The following is a 25,487-nucleotide window of genomic DNA, read 5'->3' on the forward strand; positions in this document are numbered from 1 at the left end:
CCGCCGCCTGCGGCGGGTCGGTTATCCGCTGCGGCCAATCCGGTGCCGCCCGTCATCAGTGCAAGGCCTGTGCCAACAGTGCCGCGGGACGACCCTTAGCCGAGWTCCGCGATCTGGGCGGTCGCTTGCTGACAACCGATGATGTGGAGCCGGGCGTCGCGGACATGGTGCCGATGATCTACATCGAGTGCCTGTTTGCCGAAGGCACCAAGGTCATGGCGCTGTTCGAGCCGATCGGCCCCGGCGAGAAGCCGCTGACCGACACGGTCTCTCCCGGTGAAATCATCTCGGCACCCGATGACATTGAGATGTTCCCCGGCCAGCCGGTCACGGAGATTGAGGTAGTGAACACCGGGGACCGCGATATCCAAGTGCGCAGCCATACGCATTTCTTCGAGACCAACCGCGCGCTGAACTTCGACCGCGCGGCCAGCTGGGGCATGAAGATCGACCGCCCGGCCGGCACCGGCATCCGTTTCGAACCGGGCGTCGTCAAGACGGTGCCTCTCGTCCCGATCGAGGGCGAGCGGCGGATCCTGGGGGCGGCCGGGCTGGTGATGGGCAGCCTCGATGCGCCCGGTGCCAAGGAGCGGTCGCTCGAACGCGCCCGCGACCGCGGCTACAAAGGAGCCTGACGATGAGTACCCTTGGCCGCCGCGCCTATGCAGACCTCTACGGACCGACGACAGGCGATCTGGTGCGACTGGGCGATACGGCCCTGTTCGCCGAGATCGAGCACGACTTCACCGCCTATGGGCATGAACTGCTGATCGGGGCGGGGAAGAACCTTCGCGATGGCGAGGGCATCAATGGCCATCGCACCTCCTCCGACAAGATCCTCGACATCGTCATCAAGAATGCGACGATCATCGATGCCGTGGCCGGGATCGTGAAAGCCGACATCGGGATCCGCGATGGCCGGATCGTCGGCATCGGCAAGGCCGGCAATCCCGATGTCATGCCAGGCGTCCATCCCGACATGGTGGTCGGCCAGACGACATCTCCGGTCTCCGGCGCCGGGTTCATCGTCACTGCCGGGGCCATCGAATCCCACGCGCATCTCGGCTCGCCGGAACAGTCGGATCATGCGCTGGCTGGCGGCACCACGACGATGATCGGCAACGGGCCGGGGCCGCTCTTCGACGTCGGAAGCGGCAGCACGACCACCTTCGGCCGCTTCCTGCAAGCCTGCGAGTTCTCGCCGCTCAACTATGCGCTGTTCGGCCGGGGCGCGTCGAATGCGGAAGCGGTGGAGGAGTCGGTTGCGGCCGGCGGCATGTCGGTCAAGATCCACGAGGACTTCGGGGCAGCACCCTCCGTCATCGACCAGAGCCTGGTCGCGGCCGACCGCAACGACTTCGCCGTGCACCTCCATACCGATTCCATCAACGAGTTCGGCTTCTGCGAGGACACGATGGCAGCCACCGAGGGGCGGACCATCCACATGTACCATGTCGAGGGAGCAGGCGGCGGGCACGCGCCGGATCTGTTGAAGGTCGTGTCCTACGACAATGTCATTCCCTCTTCCACCAATCCCACCAATCCCTATACGGCCTATGCGCTCGAAGAGGGCGTGCCGATGGCGATGATCGCCCACCAGCTGAACTACAACACGCCCGAGGACGTCGCCTTCGGCGAGTCGCGGGTGCGGGCGCAGTCCATGGCTGCAGAGGACTTTCTACATGACATGGGGGCCATCTCGATCTTTGGGACCGACACGCAAGGCATGGGCCGGCTGGCTGAGAACGTCACCAATTGCTGGCAGTTGGCGAGCGTCATGAAGGAACGTGTCGGGCGTCTTCCTGAGGAGACGACGGCGCGCGCCGACAATGAGCGTATCAAGCGGTATATTGCAAAGCTGACGATCAACCCCGCCATCGCCGTCGGCATCGATCATCATGTAGGTTCGATCGAGGTCGGCAAGCTTGCGGATCTCGTCCTCTGGCCGCGCGCCTCCTTCGGGGTCAAGCCTTACATGGTGATCAAGGCCGGTTTCATCGTCTGGGCGGCGATGGGCGACGGCAATGGCAGCCTGGGTCTGGCCGAGCCGATGATCCAGAAGCGGATGTGGGGTGCGCTCGGCGATGCGCCCAAGCGGCTTGGCTTCAACTTCATGTCGCGTCTGGCGATCGACGCCGACGTGACGAGCCGGCTCGGCCTCGGCAAGGCAGCGCTGCAGATCAGGAACGTGCGGGGACTGCGCAAGACCGACATGGTGCGCAATGCGGCGATGCCGCATGTCGAAGTGGATCCGCAGACATTCGAGGTCCGCGCCGATGGCGTGCTGCTGATGTGCCCGCCGGCAACGCGCGTGCCGCTGGCCCGGAGGTACATGCTGCGATGAACACTCCACCCATCCTCAAGACCAGTGCCGCCAGGGTCGGCATTGGTGGGCCGGTCGGTTCCGGCAAGACAGCCTTGGTCGAGCGCCTTATCCCGGCGCTGCTCGGCCGCGGCATCGACATCGCCGTGATCACCAACGATCTGGTCACGGCCGAGGATGCCGAGCGCATTCGCCGCTCCGGTCTCATCGACCCCGCCCGCGTTTCCGCGGTCGAGGCCGGTGCCTGCCCGCATACCGTGATCCGCGAGGATCCAAGCCTCAATATCGAAGCTGCCGATGAACTGGAACGCCGCTTCCCCGGCGTCGAGCTGATCCTGATTGAAAGCGGCGGCGACAATCTCGCCTCCACCTTCTCGCGCGATCTCACCGATCTCTGGATGTTCGTCATCGACGTCGGCGGCGGCGACGACATTCCGCGCAAGCGCGGCCCGGGAGTCATCCGCTCCGATCTCCTTGTCATCAACAAGACCGACATCGCCCCTTACGTCGGCGCTGATCTTGTGCGGATGCAGCGTGAGGCGTGCGAGGTCCGGGACGGCCGCCCTGTTCTGCTCACCGATTGCCGCCGGGGCGAGGGTGTGGAGGCCGTGGTGGACCTGCTCGAACGTGACGTGCTGTTCAGACGGTGAGCGCTCCGTTCCAGACTGGCGCCCGGCAGATGGATCTCGGCTTTGAGCGGCGAGGCGAGCACACCGTCTTGGCGCGGCGGCTGTTTGCCTGGCCCTTCGTGATCACGCGGACCTTTCATCTCGATGCCCGGCCGGCACATCTGTTGACGGTGATCCAGCAGACCAGCAGCGGCGCCATGCATGGTGATGATCATTTACGCCAGCGCTTTACGCTCGGTCCGGGCGCCGCGGTCCATCTTGCCTCGCAGGGAGCGGCTGCGGTGCATCGCGCCCATCCGGGCGATCTGACCCGGGATCATGTGGAGATGCGCCTTGGCCCGGACAGCTACTTCGAATATCTGCCCGAGCCCCGGATCCTGTTTCCGGGCGCTGCCCTTGAGCAGCGTATCGACATCGATTGTGCCGAGACGGCCGTTGCTCTCGTCGCTGACGGGTTCGGCGTTCATGATCCCGCCGGTGGCGTGTCGGCCTTCCGGCAGCTGGAAAGCACCAACAGCCTGCGCTTCGAAGGCGGCGAGCCGGTGCTGATCGATCGGCAGCGTGTAGAGGGTCCCTTGCCGCGCTGCGCCGGGCAGTTTGCGGCCTTCGGCAGCCTGCTGTTCATCCGCCGCCAGCCTGCACATGCGCTCGAGGCCGTGGCCGCGCAGCTGACGGCAGCACTGGCACAGGACGGCTTGCTCTATGGGGCGGCAAGTCCCTTGCCGGCCGATGCCGGGATAGGCATCCGCATTGCCGCCTCCAATATTTCCGGTCTGCGGCGCGGCACGAGCCTCGTGCGGACCTGTCTTCGGTTGATGCTCTTCGCCGCCGCACCCGTCGAAAGACACCGGCTCGCCACCCGGGACTGAGCAGCCGGTCGCTTCTCCTAAAACATATCGCGTTTGTCCAGCCTCTGCCGGCGCTTCGTCTTGGAAGCATGAGGCGGTCGGGCACTATCAACATCAGAATGAAACGGTCGATACGGAACCTATTGACGCGAATTTAACCTCGTCTACTAGGGGCTCTGTGGTCATTTCTACATTAATACACGCTAAGGGCATTTTGCAGGTGACGGGAAACACATGATTTCCGCTCACCGTGATCGCGGGGCAAACTGGCCACGCAATAGGGCCATTTTTTGCGCGACAAACCCTGTCGGAATGTTAGGCTGTGCGGCAACACCTGATTTGAGGTTTGTCGCACATGTTGATCGGTTACATGCGGGTATCGAGTAGTGACGAGCGCCAGTCGGTTGCCTTGCAGCGCGATGCCCTGCTCGCGGCCGGGGTCGATGAGCGCCATCTCCATCAGGATCGCGCTTCCGGAGCGCGTGATGACCGGCCGGGTCTGAAGGCATGCCTCGGCGAATTGCGCGAAGGCGATGTCCTGGTCGTCTGGAAGATAGATCGGTTAGGCCGGTCACTCTCCCACTTGATCCGCATCGTCGAGGATTTGAAGGAACGTGGTGTCGCCTTCCGATCTCTCACGGAGGCGATCGACACCACGAATTCGCACGGCGCGTTTCTGTTCAACCTGTTCGGCTCGCTTGCAGAATACGAGAGAGTGCTGATCACCGAGCGGGTCAATGCCGGCCTGGCGGCGGCTCGCCGACGTGGCCGTAAGGGCGGGAGACCTCCAACGATCGATGCGGAAAAGGTCGAGCAGGTTCTAGCTGCTTTGGAAGCTGGCGCCAGCAAGGCGTCCGTGTGCCGGACGTTCAAGGTGGCGCGCTCGACCTTGATCGACACGTTGAAGCGGACTGGATGGACAGGCCCCGGCAAGACCGGCACGCCCGAAACCGTAGTTTGACGAGTGACCGTGGCTGATGGCGTTTCTCGATGAGCAATCGCGTGCCGTTTTATTCGAACCACCCGAAGCTTATGAAGATGCGCAAGCGCGCTATGCACTGACTTCCGAGGATATTGTCTTCGTCAAGGAACATCGCCGGTCGCATAATCGGCTTGGCTTTGCGATCCAACTCGCACTGGTGCGTGATCTGGGCCGTCTGCTGCGAATAGGCGAAGTTCCACCTCAGGCGGTTGTCTCTGTTGTCGCCGACCAGCTGGGCATCGACCCTGCAGTGTTCGAGTTCTACGCCCAGCGCGACGAAACGCGCCGGGAACACGCGCGCGAGATCGTCTCTGCACTGGAGCTTCAGCCTGTCCGGACGAGTGACTATCGCGAGTTGATAACGGCGGCGGCACGCGAGGCGGCGGCCACTGAACAAGGTGCGCCGATCGCCAAGGCCGTGATCGAAGCCTTGAAGGAACGAAAGTTGCTCGTTCCTATGCCGGAGCTGCTGATCCGTCTGGCACTGGCCGGCCGGGCGGCGGCGCGTCGACAAGCCTATCGCGAATTGATCCGGGATCTGGAGCAGCCTTCGATCGAGGCGCTTGATCAGCTCCTCGCTGAGCGGGCCGGCGATCGGAGCCACCTTGGCTGGATTGCGGAAGCACCTGAAGGGGCGAAGCTGAAGAACCTCAAAGGCTTGATCGCCCGCCTCGAGGTATTGCGCTCAGCCGCCATTCCCGACGACCGTCGCAAGACGATCCATGCCAATCGCTACGGCATCATCGCCAGGGATGCACGCATTCTGCATGCCCGGGAGATACGACGCCTGACATCCGAACGTCGCTACGCCACGCTGGCCGCCTTCGTCATCGAGAGACAGGCGTCGATCACCGACCTGACGATCGACATGTTCTGCAAAATGATTGGGAGCAACCGCCGCAAGGCCGAGATCAGCCGCACGGAACGCCGGCTAAAAGAGGCCGAGGTTCTTGATGGGGTGGCGCTTGAGCATCTCAAGCTCGGCGAGGCGCTTCTGGCCGCTCGTGCGAGCAAAACCGATCTTGCATCGGCGATCGCAGCCTCCCTCGGCTGGGACGGATTGGTCGCCAGCATGGCGGCAGCCAGATCTGTCGTCCACCCTGATCGCAGTAACGAATTCGACGAGCTCATCAAGCGGCACAAATCGTTGCGCAAGCTGGGCAGACTGATGTTCCGCACGTTCTCGTTCCGGTCGTTTCGTGCTGATGATCCGATCCTTGTAGCAGTGGACCATCTGCGCGCGCTCTATGGCGGCCGGAAATTGCCGGCGCAGGTGCCGCTCGCCTTTCTGACCCGCAAATGGCGACGCTGCGTGCGCCCGAACAGTGCCGATATCGACCTGCGCGCCTGGGAAGTGGCGGTCCTCGTTCACCTGCGAGAGCGTCTGAGGGCCGGTGACATCTGGGTCGAAGGCAGCCGGGCATGGCGCAGTTTCGAGGATTATCTTCTGCCTCGGCCGATCTTCGAGCTGATGCGCGCCGAGGGGCGGCTCGGGCTCGCACTCCCCGACAGCTTTGCCGAATGGCGAGCAGAACGGACCGCCACGCTCGATGCGAAGCTGAAAGAGCTGGCAAAGGCGGCGGCTGCCAATGCTATTCCGGATGCAGCGATTTCCGACAAGGGCCTGTCGATCTCGCCGATCCGCGAGGAGGAGCGCGACAGCATCGTCGCGCTCAGCCGCCGACTATATGTTCTGGTGCCACGGATCAGGATCACCAGCCTGCTTGCCGAGGTGCAAAGCTGGACCAAATTCCTCGACAGCTTCACGCATTATCGTACCGGTGAGACGGCAAACGACGAGGCAGCGCTGATGGCAGCGATCCTTGCCGACGCCACCAATGCCGGAGCCGAACGTATGGCGGAAAGCTCACGCGGCGTCACGATCCACCAGATGATGCTGATGGTGGACAGGCATATGCGATCGGAAACCTACGCCACGGCGACCGCCGTGCTGGTCGATGCGCAGCAGGCCCATCCCTTTGCCGCGATCTGGGGTGACGGCCATATCTCCTCCTCGGACGGACAGTTCTTTCCGGCTGGCGGGCGTGGCGAAGCCAGCCTCGACTACAATGCAAAATACGGCAAGCGACCGGGGGCGTCGATCTATGGCTTCCTGTCCAACCGTTTTGCTTCCTTCTTCTCCCGCATGATCCAGGCATCCGAGGGCGAAGCCCCCTACGTTCTCGACGGCCTCCTTCACAACGAAAGCTCCGTCGAAATCTATGAGCACGCAACCGATACCGCTGGCGCCACCGAAACGACGTTCTCCATGTTCCACGCCTTTGGCTACAGGCTCATTCCCCGTATCCGCAATCTCGGCAATCGCAGGCTCTTTGTCATTGATCGCGATCCGGCTTACGAACCGCTCGACGCGCTGATCGCTGGAACCGTCAACATGGATGTCGTCGAGCACCACTGGGATGAGGTCTTGCGGCTGAAGGCTTCGATCGCTGCAGGTTTGGTGCCGCCTTCCGTCATCCTCAAGAAGCTGGCAGCGTCGCCGCGACAAAACCGGCTGAACCAGGCCCTGCGCGAAATGGGCCGGATAGAACGCTCGATCTTCATCTGCGACTGGCTGCTCGATACGAAACTGCGCCGCAGATCGCATGCGATCCTCAACAAGGGTGAAAGCCGTCATGCTCTCGCACGCGCCATCTTCCTCCACCAGCTCGGCGAATTGCGCAACCGCGTCGCCGAAACCATGGCTTACCGCGCGTCCGGTCTTAACCTCGTCGTCAACGCCATCATCCTGTGGAACACTGTCTATCTCAGCCGTGCTGTCGATTATATCAGCAGTCAGGGTATTATCATTCCGGACGCGCGTCCGGTCTTAACCTCGTCGTCAACGCCATCATCCTGTGGAACACTGTCTATCTCAGCCGTGCTGTCGATTATATCAGCAGTCAGGGTATTATCATTCCGGACGAGCTGCTCTCCCAGGTCGCACCACTACCATGGGCGCATATCGCGCTCACCGGCGACTACCTCTGGAACGAAATTGACCGACCCCTCGAACGCTTCAGGCCAATCCGGGCTAACCGCTTCAATCCAAACAACTTCAAATTCCCTTAGCGTGTATTAATGTAGAAATGCCCACGGAGCCCCCTTTTCATNCGAAATTGACCGACCCCTCGAACGCTTCAGGCCAATCCGGGCTAACCGCTTCAATCCAAACAACTTCAAATTCCCTTAGCGTGTATTAATGTAGAAATGCCCACGGAGCCCCAACACTGCAGCGCTTCAACTTTAACACTCGACTTCGCAGGCAAACGGAGCATTGCTGTCGTCCAGTTTGTGAACTGCCGATGACACTGTTGGCTGGAACGTTACCATGGACCTTTTTTGCCCGCCTTATGAGCGGGCTTCGGCCAGTACAGGCGTCAGAATTGTCTGGGCCTGAGCTGACGGAGAATGAACATGGCAAACAGCAATCCCGAACCCGTCCATATCCAGTCGCTCAGCGAAAGTTCGTCTGAGATTAGCACATCGACGCGCGATGCTGCTGCGACCTCCAAGCATCGTCGCCACTCCTCTAAGGCTTCCTCGGCTGCGATCCCACCGATGTCTGTCACCACGCCCCCAGCATCAAAGCATGGGGCAGACCGGCCGACCAAAGCAGACCTTATCCTTAAGAAGCTGAAGAGCGCCAAAGGGGCAACCATCGAAGCGATGATGGAGGCAACGGGCTGGCAGGCGCATTCGGTACGGGGCTTCCTGTCGGGGACAGTGAAGAAGAAGCTGTGCTTGGTCGTCACCAGCGAAATTGGCAAGGACGGTGTCCGACGCTATCGCATCGGCACTAGCGGTGAGGCTGAGGGTTAAGCCTATGCGCACCGATGCCAACACCGAGCAGGAGATCGCGGCCCTTCGCGATCTCCCCTACCCTGAACTGTGCGAACTCTGGGCCAAGCAATACGGCACGCCACCTCCCAAGGGCACCCGGCGCTTGTTGCTCGAACGCTCCGCGACTTATTGGCTACAGGTGAGGCGGTTTGGGAGATTGCGCGCCAGTGCGCGTCGCGCGCTCAAGTCTGCAATGATGGAAGTCGAGGCCATGTCGCGCGCCAAGGCGACAGGTCTACCGATTGAAGAGCAAGGGAGGAACGCTTCTTTCAAGTCGTCGTCTGCAGCTCTCCAGCCTGGGACGCGCTTGTTGCGGGAGTGGAATGGCAAGCAGCATCTGGTCGAGGTGCTGGAAGACGGCTTTGCCTTTGAGGATCAAGTCTACAGATCCTTGTCGGCGATTGCCCGCCGGATCACCAATGCCCATTGGTCAGGCCCAAGGTTCTTTGGGCTATGAGCACGCAGCATCCAAAATTGCGCTGCGCGGTTTATACCCGCAAATCAACCGAAGAAGGGCTCGACCAGGAGTTCAATTCACTCGACGCTCAACGTGAGGCCTGCGTCGCCTATATCGCCTCACAGGTCGGGCTCGGCTGGAAACTGGTCAGCGAGCACTACGATGATGGTGGCATCTCAGGCGGCACGATGGAGCGCCCTGCCCTGCAGCGGCTTCTTGCCGACATTCGCCAGAAGAAGATCGACGTGGTCGTGGTCTACAAGATCGATCGGCTGCCCTGCAGCGGCTTCTTGCCGACATTCGCCAGAAGAAGATCGACGTGGTCGTGGTCTACAAGATCGATCGGCTCACCCGATCGCTTGCCGACTTCTCCAAAATGGTCGAAGTCTTTGAGGCTGCTGCCGTGTCGTTCGTCTCGATCACCCAGCAGTTCAACACGACCACCTCCATGGGCAGGCTGACGCTGAACATCCTGCTGTCCTTCGCCCAGTTCGAGCGAGAGGTTACGGCCGAGCGTATCCGCGACAAGATCGCGGCATCCAAGAAGAAGGGCATGTGGATGGGCGGCGTGGTGCCGCTGGGCTATCGCGTCCAGGATCGAAAGCTTGTGATCGACGATAGCGAAGCCATCACGGTCCGATATTTGTTCAACACATATCTCGAACTGAAGTCGGTTCGGGACCTTGTCGACGACGCAAACCGCTCTGGCCTGCGAAGCAAAAACGGTCAAGCCTCATTCACGCGCGGTGCGCTCTACCATCTGCTTTCCAACCCGACCTATATCGGCAAGATCAGGCACGATGAACAGCTCTACGACGGAGAGCACGCTGGTATTGTCGGCCCCCAGCTCTTCGCCGACGTACAGAAATTGCTCGTGGCCCAGGCAGCGAACCGATCGTCAGCGCAAAACCGGCAAGATGTACATCTTCTGACAGGCATCGTGTTCGATGAGACTGGCGATCGTCTGAGCCCGACACATGCCCGTAAGCTTGGTAAGCGCTACCNCGGCAAGATGTACATCTTCTGACAGGCATCGTGTTCGATGAGACTGGCGATCGTCTGAGCCCGACACATGCCCGTAAGCTTGGTAAGCGCTACCGCTACTACATCTCGCACCGACTGATGCAGGCCAAGCGGAGGAGCGGTGACGGCTGGCGTCTCCCAGCCGCCGAACTGGAAGGTCTCGTAGAGCGTGAGTTGATGCGCCTCCTCGCCGACCACGCAACCTTGGCGTCCTGGATGAAAGATCACGGTCTCGGCGAGCTTGTCGCCTCCGGCGTGCGCAATGCCGAACAATTTGCAACGGGCTACATAACGCGGGCCGCCGCTGATCGGCGTGAGATTCTTCAGCGCCTTGTCAAGCGCATCGACCTTGCTCCGAATACCATCACCATCCGCTTCAACATCGGGGTGATTATCCAGCATCTCACGCAATCAGATCATCAAACCCAATCGATCGCGGCTTGCGGATCACATATCGTCACCACTCCCTTTGCGATGGCACGCCGCGGCATCGAAACCAAACTCGTGCTCTCAGATGGTTCCAGCCCCAACCAGAAAGTGGATGCCGCCCTGATCCATCTCATCGCCAAAGCACATTGCTACATGAAGGCAATGACTAACGGCAAATCGCGCAACGATGTAGCGGCTATATACAGAGTGCATCCACCACAGGTCAGCCAGGCCCTACCGCTGGCGTTTCTGGATCCCACAATCACAGAAGCTATCCTGACCGGCCGTCATCCTGCTTCCCTGAATGCGCACAGGCTGCTTCGGGACGTCGAGTTACCCCTATCCTGGCCTGCGCAGCGCCAGATGCTTTTTACCTGACACAATCACGCTTCAACTGTTTGACACCGATCGAAGAGCGGCGAAGCCACGGATTCCCACGGGTGTCGATCACACTCGACGCGTCGTGATGCGAAACTCTTTGGTTGTACAATCGGGCAACGATCTCATCTACATCAGCGAGATGGTCCCCCATCGCCAGGTCAACATAGTTGCCGCCGGGAATACCCTGCTGAGACGAAAGGTTAAAAACCGGCCTAAAACGGCGAATATCCGTCTCCAGGCTGAGCTTTCCCTCGTCTCGCCCTCCCTAAGAGGCGGAAATGTCGGTACTATTTGGAGAAATGCCGAACCGGCGCAAACAGCCAAGGCTGAATGGTGGTTCGCGACGGACTCGAACTAGCAACGACATCGCAAAACTAAGCCTCGGAAATGTCGACACTATTTCCCCTCACTTCCCCAAAAGCCGAGACCAGAGACATTTCGAGCAAATTTGGGCAACCTTTCGATAGAAACGATTCTCTCAGCATCCAATTGCATCATAACGACTATGGTGCGATGCATATAATGAAAAATTCTGCTAAGCCGTTGATATTATAGGATAATGGTGGGCGATGAGAGACTCGAACTCCCGACATCCTCGGTGTAAACGAGGCGCTCTACCAACTGAGCTAATCGCCCTTCGTGGCGCGGACCTTTAAGCAGTTCCGTGCAGCTTCGCAAGGCCTAACCAAGCGCTCGGCGCAAAGCAAGTGCCACACAATGGCTGCCGCGCAATGCTTTTGCCGAAAACACTTCATTGTTTTCCCACAAGCGTGATTGCCCCGCTTGACACCTAGCGGTGAAGCCCTTATCCACCCGCCATCGACGCACACACAGACCGGTGTTCGTCTGTGCGCGGGTGTAGCTCAGTCGGTTAGAGTGCCGGCCTGTCACGCCGGAGGTCGCGGGTTCGAGCCCCGTCACTCGCGCCACTAAGTCTTTGAAAATACTATCTAATTTCCATTTTCACCCGCGACATTCTTGGCGGGTGATTTGCTGTGTAAGCACCATGTAAGCAGAAAACCCGGCCACGTTTCCGCAGCCGGGCTGTTTTCTTCAACCGTCATCCTGCCGCTAATGGACGGTCGGTCTGTCATCCTCGCCCTCGGAATCGGACGGAAATCCGGCTTTGTCGTCTCGCATGGCTTCGAGCAGAACCTTCATATTCTCGTCCAGGATGGCATTGGCCTGCTTAACGCCCCGCCTGTCACCGAGCAGGAAGCCGATGACGAAGGCCGCAAGGATGCCCGCCGCTATCGACAAATCGAAGTAGGTCATTGCGGACGCTCGGTCGCTGCGCGGTGGTGCAGTTCCCGCCACTTTTCAGGATCTACCTGCGGTATCAGGGTCTCAATTTCGACAGGCTGGAATTGGCGTATGATCGTATCGTCCGGCAAGCGCGTAGCTTGTTCTCCTAGCCGTGGCGCTGATGAAGTAAGGAACACCAGAGGCGCGTCATCCTCCGACGATGAATAGTCGTGTTCATCGCCGTTCGGCTCCCGCTCATCGTCATGCTCACGATCATCGAGGCAGTTCTGCGAACCAACAATGCCCTTGCCCGCGCTTTCGGTCCAACCGAGGTCAGGTTCATCCAATCCTGCCATTACGCCGGCACCGATTTCCAGCCGCCGTAATTGGTCGATTTCTTCGGTCGTTGCGAGGTCGGCCTCCAGGTCACCGTCGCCATAGCTGCCGCTTAGGTTGGCTTGGCTGCCTTCATCTTGCCAGCCGAGAGAATGCTTGCGGTCATCCTGTGCGCCCTCGTCCTCGCATTCTTCCTCGCGGTCGTCGCCGCTGCCGGATGCCCATTTCTCTTGCGAGCCATCGAAAGTGCGGCGAAGATTGTTGGATGGTGACATGCGCACTCCGCAGGCCAAGTTTTCTTGTGAATGTGGATACCATTGCACCGAACCGAGCGACGGCTCCCAATCCGCTTTGTCCACCTCGCGATCATCATCGGCGCACATCGCTTCATTGATTGGTTGGCCCGCATTCGGCCACCCGTGCAGGGGCTCATCGTCGCCAGTCGCTTCAAGGTTCTCGTCGCCGTCGAACGCATCGAGCATATCGATAAGGCGCTCTATGGTCGTGGCGATGCCGGCGCGGTCGTCCTGCGACAGCGTGACGAAGAAAACGCCCTTGGCTTCGGCAAGAGCGGCTTCCGCATAGGCCTCGCCCTTCTTTGTCAGTTCAACACCGGATGGCTCCGGCTCGCGCGGTTTCAGATGATCGGGCCAAGGAACAAGGCCATATTGCCCGGTCCAGCGGCCATTGGCGTCATGGACGGCACCGTAATAATGTTCAGGGGTATAGCTGGTCATTTTTAGACTTTCGCGAAACCGGCTTGTGAAGGCCGGGGCGGTCCCGTTGTGACGCGGTTAGGCCCAAAAACCAGCGGTCGGCACTGGCTCCGGGAAGTTCACAACATGTCGCGAAACATGCGCCACAGCCTTTCCCCCGGAGGGGTATTGTATAACCGTGGCCTTCCCGGCATAGTGAGCCGGTCACGCCCACGGCAAAGGGGCGCGTCATGAATTCGGAAAAACTCGGGCCGGCAAGCCCATGTCTTTCCTATCGCGATTGCAGCGCAATCCCCTGCAAGGGACCGCTGCGAGAGTTGTGAAGCTCCACCCGCGATCCTGCCTTGATTTCGCTAAAAGTTCAAGCATTCCCCTTCGGGGATCCCTCTTGCGCGTCTTCCGCTTTGGGAGAATGATTGCCTTGGGCAACTTGGGGGACTTTTCGGTGAGCAGGATCGAACGCGTCGAGGTTCGCAAACGCGGCTTTTTTGGAATGGTGTTTTGGCTGATGTTTCTGGCCTTCAACGCGCTCATGGCGTTGTGGTTGGTCTTCACGATCAAATCCGCTTCAGATCAATTCCAGGCAACTTCCGATGCCGCCTCGCAAGCAGGAACGGCGGTCGGCGGCACAATCGCAACTGGCGTTCTGCTATGGATATGGGTGTTCGGGGACATAATCCTTGGCCTGCTCGTCATGCTCTCGCGCGGGCGCAAAGTCACCATTGAGCGGACAATCAACTGAAATTGGAAGACCGGACTTTGACAACGCGTATGGCCTGCATCCGTTCGCTCTAAGCGAAAGGTTGGATTGACGCCATGGCGGGCCGACGCGATGCTGTACTGCTTCGGCGCATCGTTGATCATCTAATCGCTATCCGAAAGGCAGCCGAGCGCCAGGTTGAGATATTCGATAAGCTGGGAAAGCTGAAGGCATAGTCTAAAATGGATCATGCGGGCAGGCACTTTCGACCTCTCGCGAAATCCTGAAAACAGACTTCGTCAATGTGCAACCAGGCTGGATGAGAGAAGCGGCCTTCGCGTTACTTATGGTCAGCATGAAAGACGCCTTGCAGATACTCCACGCAAGCAGCATGCGAGTGTCATTCACCGATGACATACCGGAGGGCGACGTAACGAATCTCATAACCAACATGCGCAATGCGATATGCCATGTTGGTTCGCCCCTTCGCCACTTAGACAAGAATAATAATACGCTATCGTTGGACACAGCCATTGGAGCTGGTTGCTTGATGGAGATCGACGGTGTGGAACTAAGCAACCCTTATGCTGATGATGTGGCCTTTTTCTATGGAAAGCATCGCGTCCTTCTAAAGCGCCACTGTCATCGTGCGTTCAGCGAAGCATATCAGCGCACAAAGGCCAAAGTTAACGCCGAAGGGTGGTGGTGGCCTTTCGATTAAGCCACGCTGATGACTAAATGTTCGCCGGGCTCGTAAGGCGCTTGAATGCCTCCCAAGCAGCGCACTGACGTTCGGCCGATAGCATCTTGAACTGCTTTACCGTCATGCCGAGCCCGAAGGCCATCCACGCAATTTGAGCATTGTCTTTGTCGTGGATTTTCCTGATCCGGGCGATCTGCCACTCATTGCACGGCCGGAGGATACCTACATCCTCAACCTCGATTTCTCGAATCATGCAGCAGCCTTTTCGAACATCGCGGTACCGGTAAGCATGGGGTACAGCAAGGCAACCATGTTGTGCTTCGTAGATCCCGGCATTGCCCTTGCCAGTCGTCGGACATGGCCAAGATCGATCCGGTCGAAGGCTTCGAACAGCGCCGATCCGATTGGTATCACCTCGACCAGGATCAGGAACGACAACGCCTGCAAAGTAGCGGCATGAAGCTCGAGACCGTTGCCGGTTTCGGTGCAGAGCCGGAAGACAAGCGCCAGATGCGCCTCGCCATGCGCTTGGCCGATTGCCCTCGCCGTCGGCTTGCATGCACAGAGACCCGGCTTGCGGCCCGATGAGCGGTTATCCTCAGCATCGACAAGGGTGACGCCGCACTGACGGGCAACACGGTGCAGGTTGAGAGGATGCGGGGCGAGCATTGGGAATATATGCCTCGCCATTATTGCGATGACAAGTAGCGGAGCACTCTTGCTCCGATGCTATCGGCAACCGGCACGAGGCGGCTTGTGATCGTCGGGGAAAGACGATTAGATCGAGCACATAATAGGCTTGGGAGGGCTTGGGAATGGAATATCTCGACTTTGTCGTTCTGGCCGTGCCGGCAGTTATCGGACTGGTGGCCGCCCTCGTTTTCGGGCCGAACCGCGGGATTATCGCCGGCGCCGTTGTCATGCTGGTGGTGGTGCTTGTCCTGCTGGTTTTCCAGGTGACGCCGCACGAAGTCGGCAGCGCCATGGGCCTCATGCGCTTCGAATGGTATCGCTGGGTGCCATCGTTCCTCGTTGGCGCAGCTGTTGGTTCCGTCATTTTTCGGATGCGAAATGGCTGACAAAACGGCGGCGCCTCCCGGTGGCTTTTTGTTGCTTCCCTGCGATCCGGTGCTAGGCTCTACTTACTGTCCGCCGCAACGGGCAGCGCGAGGCCCAGCCGCCTCTCCTGAGGCACCCCCGGCTGGGCCTCGATCCCCTCTCCAAAACCCTTCCCCGCTTCGGCGGGGTTTTTTGTCGTCGACAGGAGCGACGGATTAACCTTGCTTTGTTCCGTCTGATTGTCAGCAATTGTCAGTAGGCATATATTCCGCCTGCGGTATGTCGGGGCGGTCACCTAAGCCGGCGCAAAGTCCCTCCAAGCAAAGTGCGCCGGCTGTGGTCGATGTTTAACCTGGATCAATAATCCGGTTGTCTAAATGCACCACGGTAAACTAGATGTCCGCTGCGGCATCTCCCAATGTCGCAGAGGGCCGGCGGTTGGGGTTCCCCGAGCTATTGCACTTTAGCTTCGCCGGCCCTTGCTAGAGCCAAGCCATCGCCGCGATGAAAATTGTAGCAAATGAAGTTGGACGGATGCCCAAGGGTGAAGTGACGGTAAAATTTGAGTGCCCATTGTGCGGAGGCACTGCAATTGATCTGCCGGATAACTTTACCGACGATTCAAGCGCATCCTGCGCCAACCGAGGCTGCAATGCGCACTTCGGCCGGTGGGGCGACATAAAGGACCGCACCAGGAAAGCCGTGGCGAAGGCTGTTGGGGAGAATTTCCGCAAGGATTCGCGCAGGAGCTTCACGAAGCACTAGGCTTGATGGCGTGTCTGGACCTTGGAACGTCGAACGACCGCCGCCCGTTCACTTAACCTGTTCAAGGGAAGCAGCAGAACATTCGGCATTTTAGCTTTCAATTAAACTCTCATTTAGGTCCGCATCGACTAGTTTGCGCGATGTTCAGGCGGGGGCCGACATGCTCAGACAATTCTGGCGTTCAGAACAAGGAAACTATGCCGTCATAACAGCAATCGCCATGGTGCCATTGCTAGCAGGTGTTGGTGGAGCAGTCGATTATGCGGTTGCGACCAATGAGGCATCGAACCTTCAAAATGCCTTGGATTCCGCAGCACTGGTGATTGGAACCCAATATTTCGACGGCATGTCGAAAGACGAATTACAGGAAATCGGGCACGAGTATTTCCAGGCAAACCTGAGGCTGCTCCACAAGCAGTCGACGACGATCGAATACGAGGATTGGAAAGGCAGTTTCGACGCGGAAGCGAGCGGCTCAGAGGCGTCATTCCTTGTCAGCGTTTCGTCCAATGTCCAGTATCCTGGCTTCATTGGCGGTTTCGATTGGCCTTTGACCCGCACTTCGGTTGCAGCCATATCGGCAGGAGATCCCGCATGTGTTCTGGCACTCAATGAACATGCCTCGAAGGCCATTGAAGTTCAGGGATCTACAAACGTATCGATGGCAGGCTGCGTTATTGCCTCGAATTCCGACGCCTCCGATTCCCTTTACCGGGGCGGGTCAGCCAAGCTCACGGCAAAATGTGCGATCGCTGTTGGAGATATTCTCGGACTGTCCGATTCCAGCACGAATTTGGAATGCCCGGCGCCCATGCCAAAACAATATCCGTCATTTGATCCGCTGGCAGGCGTCGAGCCCCCGCCTTACGGATCATGCAAATCGATCAAGGGCGGCAAGATAACAGCCCTGGAACCCGGGACCTATTGCAACAAGACGATCAGCGGAACGGTGACGCTTGAGCCAGGCGTCTATATTTTCAAGGGTGGGAAAATCAACCTCGGAGGCAATGGCAGTTTGTCAGGTACAGGAGTGACGATCTTCCTCATGGAAGATGCGGAACTCTCCATCAATGCCAACCAGTTGGTAAGCCTTTCTCCCCCAGCCACAGGGCCTTATGCCGGCATCACGATATATCAGGCCCCCGGCAACACTAAGGACTTGACACTCAACGGCGGTGCCGGTTCGAGCATCAACGGCTTTGTCTACGCACCTGACGCCCGCATAACCTATACTGGCAATTCGGATACTGGCAGTGATGCTTGTCTTCGGATCGTCGGCGACACGATTAAGATGATCGGCAACTCCACAGTCAAATCTGACTGCACAAATGAATTGGGCGGCAGGAAAATGTACGCGGGCCGCGTCGTAAGGCTGGTTAGATAGTAGGGCGGCGCCTCGTTTGCGAACGCGCGCAACACGCGCAATATAGCGCTTACATATGCCGCGGCGTCATCCTGAAGCCGCGAGGGCCAGCAGAAATATCTAGCCATTGCACACGGCTTTTCTGACTCTTTTCTAGAACCAGATCATCGCCACAAGGAAGGCGACCGCAACTGCGAAGGTCATCATGGGCATGATCACGCCCTGCCCTTTGGTGGCGCATACGCGGCTTCGCAAAGCTCGGCGGCACTCATCATGGCGAGAGCAAATTCATTGCCAAACTGCTGCCAGTATACGTACGGCACGGCAACCTTGACGGTGCGGCCGTCCTCCATGTCGAACATCAGTCCAACCCATTCGCCTTTCGGTGCGGGGCCGATCCAGAAGCCGGTGACATGGCGGCTTTTGAAGTCACCGAACGCCGTTTGAAACTCGGCCTGGTTGGAGCGCACGGTTGGAGCGCACGGCTGCCTTGTGCTGGTCGCCGTGCTGCGGAATCGTCTTCGGATCGAAGTCGGGGAAATCGGTCATTTGAACCATCCGGGCTTGCGGCCTGCCGAAAGCGTGGCGCTGCCCGTCGCATAGGTCGAGAGCTTCGCCGCCACCTGAACCGGGGCGACGGTATCGAACCGCTCCCCATCCGGCATGACGATGGTGACAGGCGTCCCCGAAAATCCACCGCTCGAAGCCGCCGGTGCAAGCTGCATGTTGGCAAAACCACCACCGGCAAAGCGCGGGATATCAATCGAAAGCGATCTTCCTATTCCGTCTGCGATGCCGCCGATACTGAAACCTCGCATGCCCTGGAGAGCGTCGAAAAGACGGCTCTTGGATATCTTCATGCTGTTGAGCATGTGGAAGAAATCTGGTCCGTAGTACGCGACCGCCTTGGCGCGAGTGACGAACTCGCCAACACTTAGCATCGCCGGGATGCTGTCGCTGGTCGACGTGCCCCGGCCATGGGCAAGATGCCCGCCGCTGGCGAAACCTTGGGCTGAACTGCTGTCCGATGAACCGCCGAGCCCGACGAGTTCCTTTGCCCTCGAAATCGCGGCGCTGATGCGATCCACCAAGCGGTTGATGAACGATATCGCTTCGTTGATCGTGTTCTTGATGGTCGAGATCGCCCCGTCCCAGATACCGATGACGCGGTTCTTGGCTGCCTCGACGGCACCAACGATGCCGTCCCATATGCCTTGCGCCGTCTGTGCAATCGAGCCTGATACGCTTTCCCATGTTTCGGAAAGAAAGGTGATGAAGTTGTCGAACACCTCCTGAGCCGAGGCCAGCGCCTCGTTCCACACCGCGGCTATCTCGTTCCAAAGTGGAGCCGCCACACCCTTGATGCTGTCCCAAAGACCGCTGAACATTCCCTGCAAGGTTGCCACGACTTGCGCGCCGGCATCCCACAAGCCGGCAAAGAGGGCGGTGACCGCTTCGGTGCTGAACAGCCCCTTGATGAAATCCCAGGCCACCTGCGCGCCGGACTTGATCTCATCCCAGAACGTATAGACCGCAACACCCGCCGCAACCAATGCGCCGACAAGCAGTGCAGGCCATCCGACGAGGATCCCAATAAGCCCGATGAATATTCGGGCATCCGTGATCAGCGTCCGAAGCCACGACACCGCTGATGACGACGACAGCGTCCTTGCCAAATTGGAGGAGCGCATCGCGCCACTTCAATATCCACGGATTGCGCACCTTGTCGTCACGTCCCGCTAGCATGTTCACCAGGTCGCGCACCGCATGGATGCCTCCGACGAGAACAGCTCGTCCGAATGCCACGATAGCCTCACGGTTAGCCGCTATTGCATCCCTGAACGCCGCAGCTGCTTCTGTGACGAAGGGAGTGAACAGGATGCCAAGTTGCAGCCTCACCCCGCCCATCGCCTTCCCCAGCGAAGTCAGCGTGTCATTCATTTCCTCGCCGGCTTCGACCATTGCCGGGGTGATCTCGACACCAAGCCGCTTTGCTTCCTTTCCAAGATCGATGAAACCCTGCTTGCCGGCGTTTAGCAGAGGGAGCCATTTCGCACCGGAACGGCCCAGCATCTCGATTGTCAAGGCGGACTTTTCGGCACCATCAGGTAGCCTTGCAAATGCGTCGGCGAGGTCGAAGATGATATCTTCGGTGGGGCGGATTTTGCCTTCGGAGTCCTTGAAAGTGACACCGAGGCGAGCGAACAGATCGGCTGCCGACTTCGACCCCCTCGCCGCATCACCGATGGTCTTGTTCAGCCGCGCCAGCCCGGCATCGAAGTCCGACTGCTCAAGATCGGCTAGTTCGGCGGCGTAGGCCAATCGGGAATAGGCATCGACCTGAACGCCTGCCGCTTGGGCGGATTTTCCCGCACTATCGACAACCTCTGCGCTTTCCTTTGCCAGCGCCGACATCGCAAACCGCTGCCGAACCCGCACCCGCCGCGATGGCGCTACCCGCCAACGCCGTACGTCGCGCCACCGTTGCAAGATCGCTGCCGAAGGCCTTGAGGCTCGCGCCGAACTTGGCGAAGTCAGCGCGGGCAGCGGCAGCCCGAATCTGGTTGAAGGCCTTTTCACCAGCTTCCCCGAGTGCCTTCAACTGCTGCTCGATGGCTTTCCCGCCTTCGAGCGCGATGCGCTGCGATATGGTTTTGGAGTTTTTTGCCATGAACCAATTCCTCGATCAGTTTAGTTGAAGCTTCCGCGCGCCGGTGCGATCCCCGGACGCGCGAGCAAGGCATTGAAGGGCGATCTTCCAATCCACCAGCCACGCGGGTCGAAGGATAAATCCGTCGCCGGTTTCGAAGTCCCCGGCCAGAACGTAGGGGAGGCCTGCCCTCAGCCAGACGAGCAGTCGCTCGCGGTCGATGCCAAAGGCATCCGCAGCCTCCCCAAGGGACATGTCGATGTCTGCGCCCTGGTAGAGTTCCTGCCACCCGTCGAGGCGGTCAGTGAAATGCGCCAGGGGCCCTTCGCCTGCCGGTTTGCCACCCCGATCAATCGCATCGAGCGCGGAAGTCAGGAACCAGCCTCGATGACCGCCCGCTATCGTGCCATCGGAAGGGACACTATCGAGCGCCGACGCTACGGTGCGCCGGTCCTTGCCCAGCTCAACAGCCAGCGCTGATATCGAGAAAAGCGTCCGTGTCATTGCCATTGTTCACACTTTCTATGCCTTGTGGTGGAACACGTTCATAATTCTGTCGCTAGAAAAAGCCCGCGCTGCCGCCGACCCGTATTGGGTTTGGACTGGGAAGGACCCAAAGGTAGGGGGTATGTGCAACCACGGCTCCTTGACCCTTTGGGCGGGCGCTGAATGCCCAAGGCAGCAAGGGAGAAGCCTTCCCGTTGTTGGACAGGTCGCGGTGCCCGCAAAGGAGCGCTGCCTTTTGATTTGTCATGGGCTTACCCTTCGCCATTGCATGCGCTGGCGCTGATCGGAGATGAGGCCGGAATATTTTGCGCGCGACTGATCGGCATCGAAGCCGCGCAGTCCCAAACGAATTGCCACCTCGGATTCCATTGAGGGGTCATCGAGGGACAGGGGCTCGCCCGTTACGGTTCTTCTCAGGCTCGCATCGAGAACGGCAGCAGCCACGTCGCGTCTGTTGATCTGTTTATTTTGTGAAGCCCTCGAAGCCTTATATGCGGCTAGTGCTTCCCGTGTCGGTTGCGGGCTGGGCTGCCACGCCCCGGTCTGTTTCTGCTGAATTCCGTCGAGGAAGCCAGTCGCCTGATCTCCGCTCAGAACATCGTGGGTGAGCAGTGCATGAGCGATTGTATCGACGTGAACCCACGACAGGTTGACAAGCGCTCTCGCTTCCTGCCCCGCGAAACGTAACAGAGTGCGTTCAGCCTCTGGGGTGAGCGAGTGGATACGTGCCAGCCTGGAGGCCGCATCGATATCAGCCGATCCGGCCTGTCGCACCTTCGACCTCGGGGCAGCCTTGCGTTGGGCTGCTGGTCCGGCAAGGGTGAAGATCAGGCATCCAGGCAGACCGTGGTTGTTCTGGCTGACGCTGATATGCCCTCCCCTGTGAAGGCCGTCGTCATCGATATCGGGAATGATGGTGACGTGGTTGATTGTCCAGTGTCGCCGCCATGTCGCCACACAATGCCCGGCCTCATGATAGGCTGCCGCCCTGCGCTGGCTGCGCGAGACAGGGGTAGAAGCAACAAAGGGAGAGGCAACCGGCTGCATCGTCAGATACCATCGATCGGGACAACGCGATCAAAGCTGTTGCGGGGTGGACGCGGGTCACGGCTCGATGCTGCCAGATCTTCCCTCGCCTCTACCACTCTCGCGAGGATGGCGTGGGGATCATCAACGAAGCCATCCCAATATGCCGTGCCGGGGAACAGGCCGGGGAGAATGATTTCGCCTGCAAGCCTTGGCGCGGTATAAGGCGCCCTCGCCTCGTTGAAGACTTGCCGCTCGAAACGGCGCTTGAACACGGGAATATCTCTCTGGCCTGCCCCTTCCTTCATCTGCAGGAAGCCAGTCTTGCCGTCCGTGGACTCGATGCGCGCAATCAGGCCCGGGTCCACTCTATCGCCGTCCTGGTAGCACCAGATATCGGGAACCGATTCGGTGCGCAGAAGCTCGCGCGCATCGCCCGGAAGGCATCGCATGGCCTCAACGCTTTCGATTTCCGGCAAGCCTTCGGGCCTATCTGCATTCGCTGTATTGATGGCGATTTCTGCACTGGCGAGCGTTTCGAGAAGATCCAGCAACTGACGGGCGATCTGCGGATACTTCCGCAATGCCTTCTCGGCGGTGCCCCTGATGGACACGGCCTGGTCATAGCGGGCCCGCCTGTCAGCCTCGGCAGTTTCAGCATCGATGCCGGCCAGACGTGCTTCCAGTTCTTCCCGGAGAGCAAGCGTCCTTTCGATGGCACGGTTCGCCGTGGTGATCTTGACCTCGATGGCCTCCAATGCCGCGTCGTCACCCGACACAAGCAGGCGACGGCGTTGTGCTTCAAGATCGTCCGCACTCCGCTCCGCAGCATCAATGTCCAGTTCCGCGAGTGCCGCCACGATCTCCGTGCGTGGGTTGCTCGGCTTGCGGGTCAGTTTGAGGATTTCAGCCAATCCCATCGGTGCAAATCTCCATTGTTCACAGAACAATGCGATCCGAAACACGACAAGCGAAGAGCGCGAAACACGACAAACACGACAAACCGTGCAGACGATTGATGGGCCTCAGCCCAAGTTCAGCCTGGGGCAGACCGGCGGAGCGAACGGAGGCGCGAAACAAAGCAGGCGCATAATATGGGCGACGTTGGAGATAGACGTGGCCTTAGCTCAGTCGGATAGAGCGCTGCCGGATACCAGGCCGATAGATCGCCGTCACAAGACGGTAGAGCGAGGCGGCAGGCCAAGGCTCAATACCAAGAGCCATAGTGTGTGAAGGCCGATCAAGCCTTAATAGCAGTCATCCAACATAAGACCCTCAACGTCGAGTTCGCATTTCTTGGTTTGGACGTTGTATTGATAGCAATAATAGTCCGGGTCTTTTTTGTTCTTTTTCTTGCACGCATTATCTTGTTTTATGGTGTTGCAAAAATATCGACCCTGTTCATCTTGGGCCGTTGGATCGCCGCCGAGCTTTCGGCATTGTTCTTTCGTTTTTGTGTATCCAGCCGCGAAACCATAGGTCGGAACCCACAACGAAAGTAAAAGGGCTGATGCTACGCAAGCATGAATTGCAATTTTCATAGGCTCTCCCTGCTCTGAAAACGATCAAAGGTAATCAAACGTGGCGCGCGGTGGCAAGTGGCCAAGTGATGTCCGCGGCACGCCGCCCTGCGGGCCCCTTTCGGTAGAAAAAGCCGACGGGCGACGCCTCAGGCGGTGCCAAGTTTTTCCCGCATCTTAGTGACGGAAACATACCAACGGCCACCACGCTTCCAACCGAAGTCATCATACCGCTGGCACCAGGACTGGATTCTTTCCTTCGAGACTTCGAAGCGCTGTGCCGCAACAGAGGTTTCAATCCACTCGACGCCGATCAGGTTGGCTCGCCGCTCCGGCTCCGATACGGTCGGGGTCTGCGGTGCCGGCATGGCTTCTGGCTGCCCGCCGATATATCTGCGCAGATCAGCAATTGCCGCTTCTACTGCAGCCACATAGGTATCAAGTTGGGCCGCGTTCATCAGCGGGCACCGCTCTTGACGATACGGGAATTCAGTAATGCTCTGCTGATATCGCCCAAAGGCTGGGGAGATATGGTAGATATAGAAGTGCATGAGATTTTCACGCCATCACCAAGGCCATCACCCCCGAAATGGCGTGAGATTTTCACCCCATTGGCGTGAGATTCTGATGCCATGCCGCTATTTATGGCGTGAGATTCTGATGCCTTTGGCGTGAGATTTTCACGCCGCGTTTTGTTTTTAGAAGCGGGCTTCCAGGCCTTAAACTCATAACTCGGTGTCAGGCTGCGTTCTGGATAGTCCGCTGGCAATTCGGTCAGTCGCCACGTGGTAGCCCTGCCCACGCCATGAAACCGCACCTTCCAGTTAAACGACCCCTTGTGCACAAGCACAATGAAACCTCGATCCTGAAGCTCCCGGAAAGCGGCGATGACAGGTCCGTTCGAGCATCCGAGGATCTCGGCGGCCTCGCGATAGGACATCGGGATATCGCCGTTGTTGCTGCCGGCATAGCGCGCTCGAATCTCGATATAGAGAAGGCGTGTCCATGGGCTAAGCGACCGCCAAGCGTCAGTCTGTCGAACCCAATGGAATAGTTGGACGAAGGCGGGGCCGCCGCGAGAGCGGCCCTTTTTGTCTTGCTTGTTAGCCATTGCCGCCCACTTTCTCGCGACGGCGCAACTCGGCGTGATGTTGCTGATGATGCGCCCTGCACATCGGGATCGTCAGCCAAGGTTCATTGACTGGATCGGGATGATGCAGATCCACTTTGAGCGCACCGCAGAACACGCAGGGATCGCGCTTCAATTCCCCGCGCTTGATGGCACGGGCAACAAAAGAGTGAGCCTTGCGCGCTGCCGGATTGGCACGGTTCCATTTCTGCTGAGACGTTGTTTCCGGTGCTTCTGACATCAGCGCGCCTCCCCATAAGCGAGGGAGGCCACGACGCGCGCAACCGGCCAGGATACGGCGAACCGGTTGCGGAGCCGCACGGCTTGAAGGTGAAGGCGGTTCGGGGTATCTTCCTGAACATCGATTTTGCTGGTGAGCATTTCGAGGCTTTGGAAACCCGTCGCCTGATCCGCGACAGGTTTTCGCTTTTCAGGAAGCATGATTTGCGCCTCCCTTGTTCGCGGCCTGAATGACGGCCACGGCCTGCAAGTTGTCGAGGTTGAAGCGTTGCTTCAACGCTGGCACCAACGGGCGGCGGACACGGTCTTCAGACTGGCGCTGATGCCACTCGGCTACCGCGTCGATCATTTCCGGCGTGGGAGTGAAGGAAGCCATTTATGCGGCCTCCGAAGTGCTATGGCGCGGTGCTGAAAGCTTGGCCTCCGCCCATGCGTCAAGATCATCCGTCAAATAGACGGCGCGCAGACCGAAACGGCGATAGCGCGGCCCGCCACCGGTGGTTGCCCACTTCTGCAAAGTCGTCCAACTGACGCGAAGACCACGCTCGCGGGTGAGGTATTCTGCCGCCTGGCGGCGGTCGAGGTAAGTGTCTGTCATTCCTTTCCCTCGCAG

At 59.1% G+C, this 25,487-nt stretch carries 30 protein-coding genes, 2 tRNA genes and 4 pseudogenes; 18 read left to right on the plus strand and 18 right to left on the minus strand.

The annotated features are described in order from the left end of the window. The 11 genes and pseudogenes from ureB to ASD50_RS24065 all read left to right on the plus strand — a co-directional run. The coding region (ureB, locus tag ASD50_RS08545; protein ID WP_056239012.1) for an urease subunit beta at positions 1-635 on the plus strand (635 nt) is incomplete at its 5' end. A 2-nt stretch (positions 636-637) separates the two neighbouring features. After that, positions 638-2,344: an urease subunit alpha gene (ureC, locus tag ASD50_RS08550; protein WP_056239014.1), complete on the plus strand. Its 1,707-nt coding sequence runs from the start codon at positions 638-640 to the stop codon at positions 2,342-2,344. Beyond that, positions 2,341-2,973, plus strand: coding sequence for an urease accessory protein UreG (gene ureG / locus ASD50_RS08555; RefSeq protein WP_056239207.1), 633 nt, complete (start codon positions 2,341-2,343; stop codon positions 2,971-2,973). Before ureC ends, ureG begins: the two co-directional genes overlap by 4 nt. Before the next feature lie 29 nt (positions 2,974-3,002). Beyond that, positions 3,003-3,821, plus strand: a complete 819-nt coding sequence (locus ASD50_RS08560) for an urease accessory protein UreD (protein ID WP_056239016.1) — start codon at positions 3,003-3,005, stop codon at positions 3,819-3,821. A gap of 334 nt (positions 3,822-4,155) precedes the next feature. Next, entirely contained in the window at positions 4,156-4,761 is a 606-nt protein-coding gene (locus tag ASD50_RS08565) for a recombinase family protein (RefSeq protein ID WP_003501158.1), read from the plus strand. A gap of 16 nt (positions 4,762-4,777) precedes the next feature. Next, positions 4,778-7,588 (plus strand): annotated as a pseudogene (locus ASD50_RS22380) (Tn3 family transposase); the annotation flags it as partial. A gap of 11 nt (positions 7,589-7,599) precedes the next feature. After that, a pseudogene (locus tag ASD50_RS24220) lies at positions 7,600-7,854 on the plus strand (Tn3 family transposase); the annotation flags it as partial. A gap of 345 nt (positions 7,855-8,199) precedes the next feature. After that, entirely contained in the window at positions 8,200-8,604 is a 405-nt protein-coding gene (locus tag ASD50_RS23795; RefSeq protein WP_244484465.1) for a DUF3489 domain-containing protein, read from the plus strand. Positions 8,605-8,608: 4 nt separating this feature from the next. Then, entirely contained in the window at positions 8,609-9,082 is a 474-nt protein-coding gene (locus tag ASD50_RS08580) for a DUF2924 domain-containing protein (protein ID WP_056239018.1), read from the plus strand. Continuing rightward, positions 9,079-9,168: pseudogene (locus ASD50_RS24060) on the plus strand (hypothetical protein); the annotation flags it as partial. The gene ASD50_RS08580 and the pseudogene ASD50_RS24060, both read left to right, overlap by 4 nt. A gap of 191 nt (positions 9,169-9,359) precedes the next feature. Then, a partial coding sequence (locus ASD50_RS24065) for a recombinase family protein (protein WP_274533313.1) occupies positions 9,360-10,086 on the plus strand: 727 nt, incomplete at its 3' end. A 1,389-nt stretch (positions 10,087-11,475) separates the two neighbouring features. Here the strand turns inward: ASD50_RS24065 and ASD50_RS08605 are convergent. After that, positions 11,476-11,551, minus strand: a tRNA-Val gene (locus tag ASD50_RS08605). Positions 11,552-11,767: 216 nt separating this feature from the next. Here ASD50_RS08605 and ASD50_RS08610 point away from each other — a divergent pair. Beyond that, a tRNA-Asp gene (locus ASD50_RS08610) sits at positions 11,768-11,844 on the plus strand. Between the two features lie 142 nt (positions 11,845-11,986). On the opposite strand, the gene ASD50_RS08615 is transcribed toward ASD50_RS08610, so the two are convergent. Beyond that, positions 11,987-12,190, minus strand: a complete 204-nt coding sequence (locus tag ASD50_RS08615; protein ID WP_056239034.1) for a hypothetical protein — start codon at positions 12,188-12,190, stop codon at positions 11,987-11,989. Next, positions 12,187-13,233 (minus strand): hypothetical protein, encoded by a 1,047-nt coding sequence (locus ASD50_RS08620; protein ID WP_056239037.1) that lies wholly within the window; start codon positions 13,231-13,233, stop codon positions 12,187-12,189. Before ASD50_RS08620 ends, ASD50_RS08615 begins: the two co-directional genes overlap by 4 nt. Before the next feature lie 367 nt (positions 13,234-13,600). Between ASD50_RS08620 and ASD50_RS08625 the strand changes: the two genes are divergently transcribed. Next, on the plus strand, positions 13,601-13,954 hold the full coding sequence (locus ASD50_RS08625; protein WP_156464982.1) for a hypothetical protein: 354 nt from the start codon (positions 13,601-13,603) through the stop codon (positions 13,952-13,954). A 505-nt stretch (positions 13,955-14,459) separates the two neighbouring features. Beyond that, positions 14,460-14,633 carry a hypothetical protein gene (locus ASD50_RS22995; RefSeq protein WP_156464983.1) on the plus strand — a complete coding sequence of 58 codons (174 nt, stop codon included), beginning with the start codon at positions 14,460-14,462 and terminating at the stop codon, positions 14,631-14,633. Between the two features lie 13 nt (positions 14,634-14,646). On the opposite strand, the gene ASD50_RS08635 is transcribed toward ASD50_RS22995, so the two are convergent. Together ASD50_RS08635 and ASD50_RS08640 are read right to left on the minus strand one after the other, a co-directional pair. Then, positions 14,647-14,868, minus strand: coding sequence for a hypothetical protein (locus ASD50_RS08635; RefSeq protein WP_056239046.1), 222 nt, complete (start codon positions 14,866-14,868; stop codon positions 14,647-14,649). Then, a complete protein-coding gene (locus ASD50_RS08640; protein WP_056239049.1) occupies positions 14,865-15,284 on the minus strand; it encodes a hypothetical protein in 420 nt (139 codons plus the stop codon). Before ASD50_RS08640 ends, ASD50_RS08635 begins: the two co-directional genes overlap by 4 nt. 146 nt (positions 15,285-15,430) lie before the next feature. Here ASD50_RS08640 and ASD50_RS08645 point away from each other — a divergent pair, with 146 nt between their 5' ends. From ASD50_RS08645 to ASD50_RS24230, 3 genes and pseudogenes are all read left to right on the plus strand, one after another. Further along, positions 15,431-15,694 (plus strand): hypothetical protein, encoded by a 264-nt coding sequence (locus ASD50_RS08645; protein ID WP_056239052.1) that lies wholly within the window; start codon positions 15,431-15,433, stop codon positions 15,692-15,694. Between the two features lie 905 nt (positions 15,695-16,599). Then, a pseudogene (locus tag ASD50_RS24225) lies at positions 16,600-16,746 on the plus strand (TadE/TadG family type IV pilus assembly protein); the annotation flags it as partial. Between the two features lie 434 nt (positions 16,747-17,180). After that, the gene (locus ASD50_RS24230; protein ID WP_413813883.1) at positions 17,181-17,276 is read left to right on the plus strand and encodes a zinc finger domain-containing protein; all 96 of its coding nucleotides are present in this window, start codon (positions 17,181-17,183) and stop codon (positions 17,274-17,276) included. Between the two features lie 741 nt (positions 17,277-18,017). Here the strand turns inward: ASD50_RS24230 and ASD50_RS08665 are convergent. From ASD50_RS08665 to ASD50_RS08680, 4 genes are all read right to left on the minus strand, one after another. Continuing rightward, a complete protein-coding gene (locus tag ASD50_RS08665) occupies positions 18,018-18,272 on the minus strand; it encodes a hypothetical protein (RefSeq protein WP_056239059.1) in 255 nt (84 codons plus the stop codon). Between the two features lie 75 nt (positions 18,273-18,347). After that, positions 18,348-19,355 (minus strand): hypothetical protein, encoded by a 1,008-nt coding sequence (locus ASD50_RS08670; protein ID WP_056239062.1) that lies wholly within the window; start codon positions 19,353-19,355, stop codon positions 18,348-18,350. Further along, positions 19,315-20,217 (minus strand): phage tail tape measure protein, encoded by a 903-nt coding sequence (locus ASD50_RS08675; protein ID WP_056239063.1) that lies wholly within the window; start codon positions 20,215-20,217, stop codon positions 19,315-19,317. Before ASD50_RS08675 ends, ASD50_RS08670 begins: the two co-directional genes overlap by 41 nt. Then, positions 20,177-20,473 (minus strand): hypothetical protein, encoded by a 297-nt coding sequence (locus tag ASD50_RS08680; RefSeq protein ID WP_056239066.1) that lies wholly within the window; start codon positions 20,471-20,473, stop codon positions 20,177-20,179. Before ASD50_RS08680 ends, ASD50_RS08675 begins: the two co-directional genes overlap by 41 nt. Positions 20,474-20,497: 24 nt before the next feature. On the opposite strand from ASD50_RS08680, the gene ASD50_RS23000 reads away from it, so the two are divergent. Further along, positions 20,498-20,932 (plus strand): hypothetical protein, encoded by a 435-nt coding sequence (locus ASD50_RS23000; protein WP_156464984.1) that lies wholly within the window; start codon positions 20,498-20,500, stop codon positions 20,930-20,932. 270 nt (positions 20,933-21,202) lie between these two features. Here the strand turns inward: ASD50_RS23000 and ASD50_RS08690 are convergent, their stop codons facing one another. The 9 genes from ASD50_RS08690 to ASD50_RS08725 form a co-directional block, all read right to left on the minus strand. Next, positions 21,203-22,006: a hypothetical protein gene (locus ASD50_RS08690; protein WP_056239071.1), complete on the minus strand. Its 804-nt coding sequence runs from the start codon at positions 22,004-22,006 to the stop codon at positions 21,203-21,205. 2 nt (positions 22,007-22,008) lie between these two features. Then, positions 22,009-22,905: a hypothetical protein gene (locus tag ASD50_RS08695; protein ID WP_056239074.1), complete on the minus strand. Its 897-nt coding sequence runs from the start codon at positions 22,903-22,905 to the stop codon at positions 22,009-22,011. Between the two features lie 327 nt (positions 22,906-23,232). Next, entirely contained in the window at positions 23,233-23,526 is a 294-nt protein-coding gene (locus ASD50_RS23005) for a hypothetical protein (protein WP_156464985.1), read from the minus strand. Between the two features lie 128 nt (positions 23,527-23,654). Next, the gene (locus tag ASD50_RS08700; protein WP_056239078.1) at positions 23,655-23,963 is read right to left on the minus strand and encodes a hypothetical protein; all 309 of its coding nucleotides are present in this window, start codon (positions 23,961-23,963) and stop codon (positions 23,655-23,657) included. Continuing rightward, entirely contained in the window at positions 23,963-24,616 is a 654-nt protein-coding gene (locus ASD50_RS08705; RefSeq protein ID WP_056239081.1) for a hypothetical protein, read from the minus strand. Before ASD50_RS08705 ends, ASD50_RS08700 begins: the two co-directional genes overlap by 1 nt. Beyond that, entirely contained in the window at positions 24,609-24,875 is a 267-nt protein-coding gene (locus tag ASD50_RS08710) for a hypothetical protein (RefSeq protein ID WP_056239084.1), read from the minus strand. The genes ASD50_RS08705 and ASD50_RS08710 overlap by 8 nt, the downstream gene beginning before the upstream one ends. After that, a complete protein-coding gene (locus ASD50_RS08715; RefSeq protein WP_056239087.1) occupies positions 24,875-25,075 on the minus strand; it encodes a hypothetical protein in 201 nt (66 codons plus the stop codon). Before ASD50_RS08715 ends, ASD50_RS08710 begins: the two co-directional genes overlap by 1 nt. Further along, positions 25,065-25,250, minus strand: a complete 186-nt coding sequence (locus ASD50_RS08720; protein ID WP_056239091.1) for a hypothetical protein — start codon at positions 25,248-25,250, stop codon at positions 25,065-25,067. The genes ASD50_RS08715 and ASD50_RS08720 overlap by 11 nt, the downstream gene beginning before the upstream one ends. Further along, entirely contained in the window at positions 25,251-25,472 is a 222-nt protein-coding gene (locus ASD50_RS08725; protein WP_056239094.1) for a helix-turn-helix transcriptional regulator, read from the minus strand. Between the last annotated feature and the right edge of the window lie 15 nt (positions 25,473-25,487).

It is taken from the genome of Mesorhizobium sp. Root552, assembly GCF_001427285.1.
In the GTDB taxonomy this organism is placed as follows: Bacteria; Pseudomonadota; Alphaproteobacteria; order Rhizobiales; family Rhizobiaceae; genus Mesorhizobium.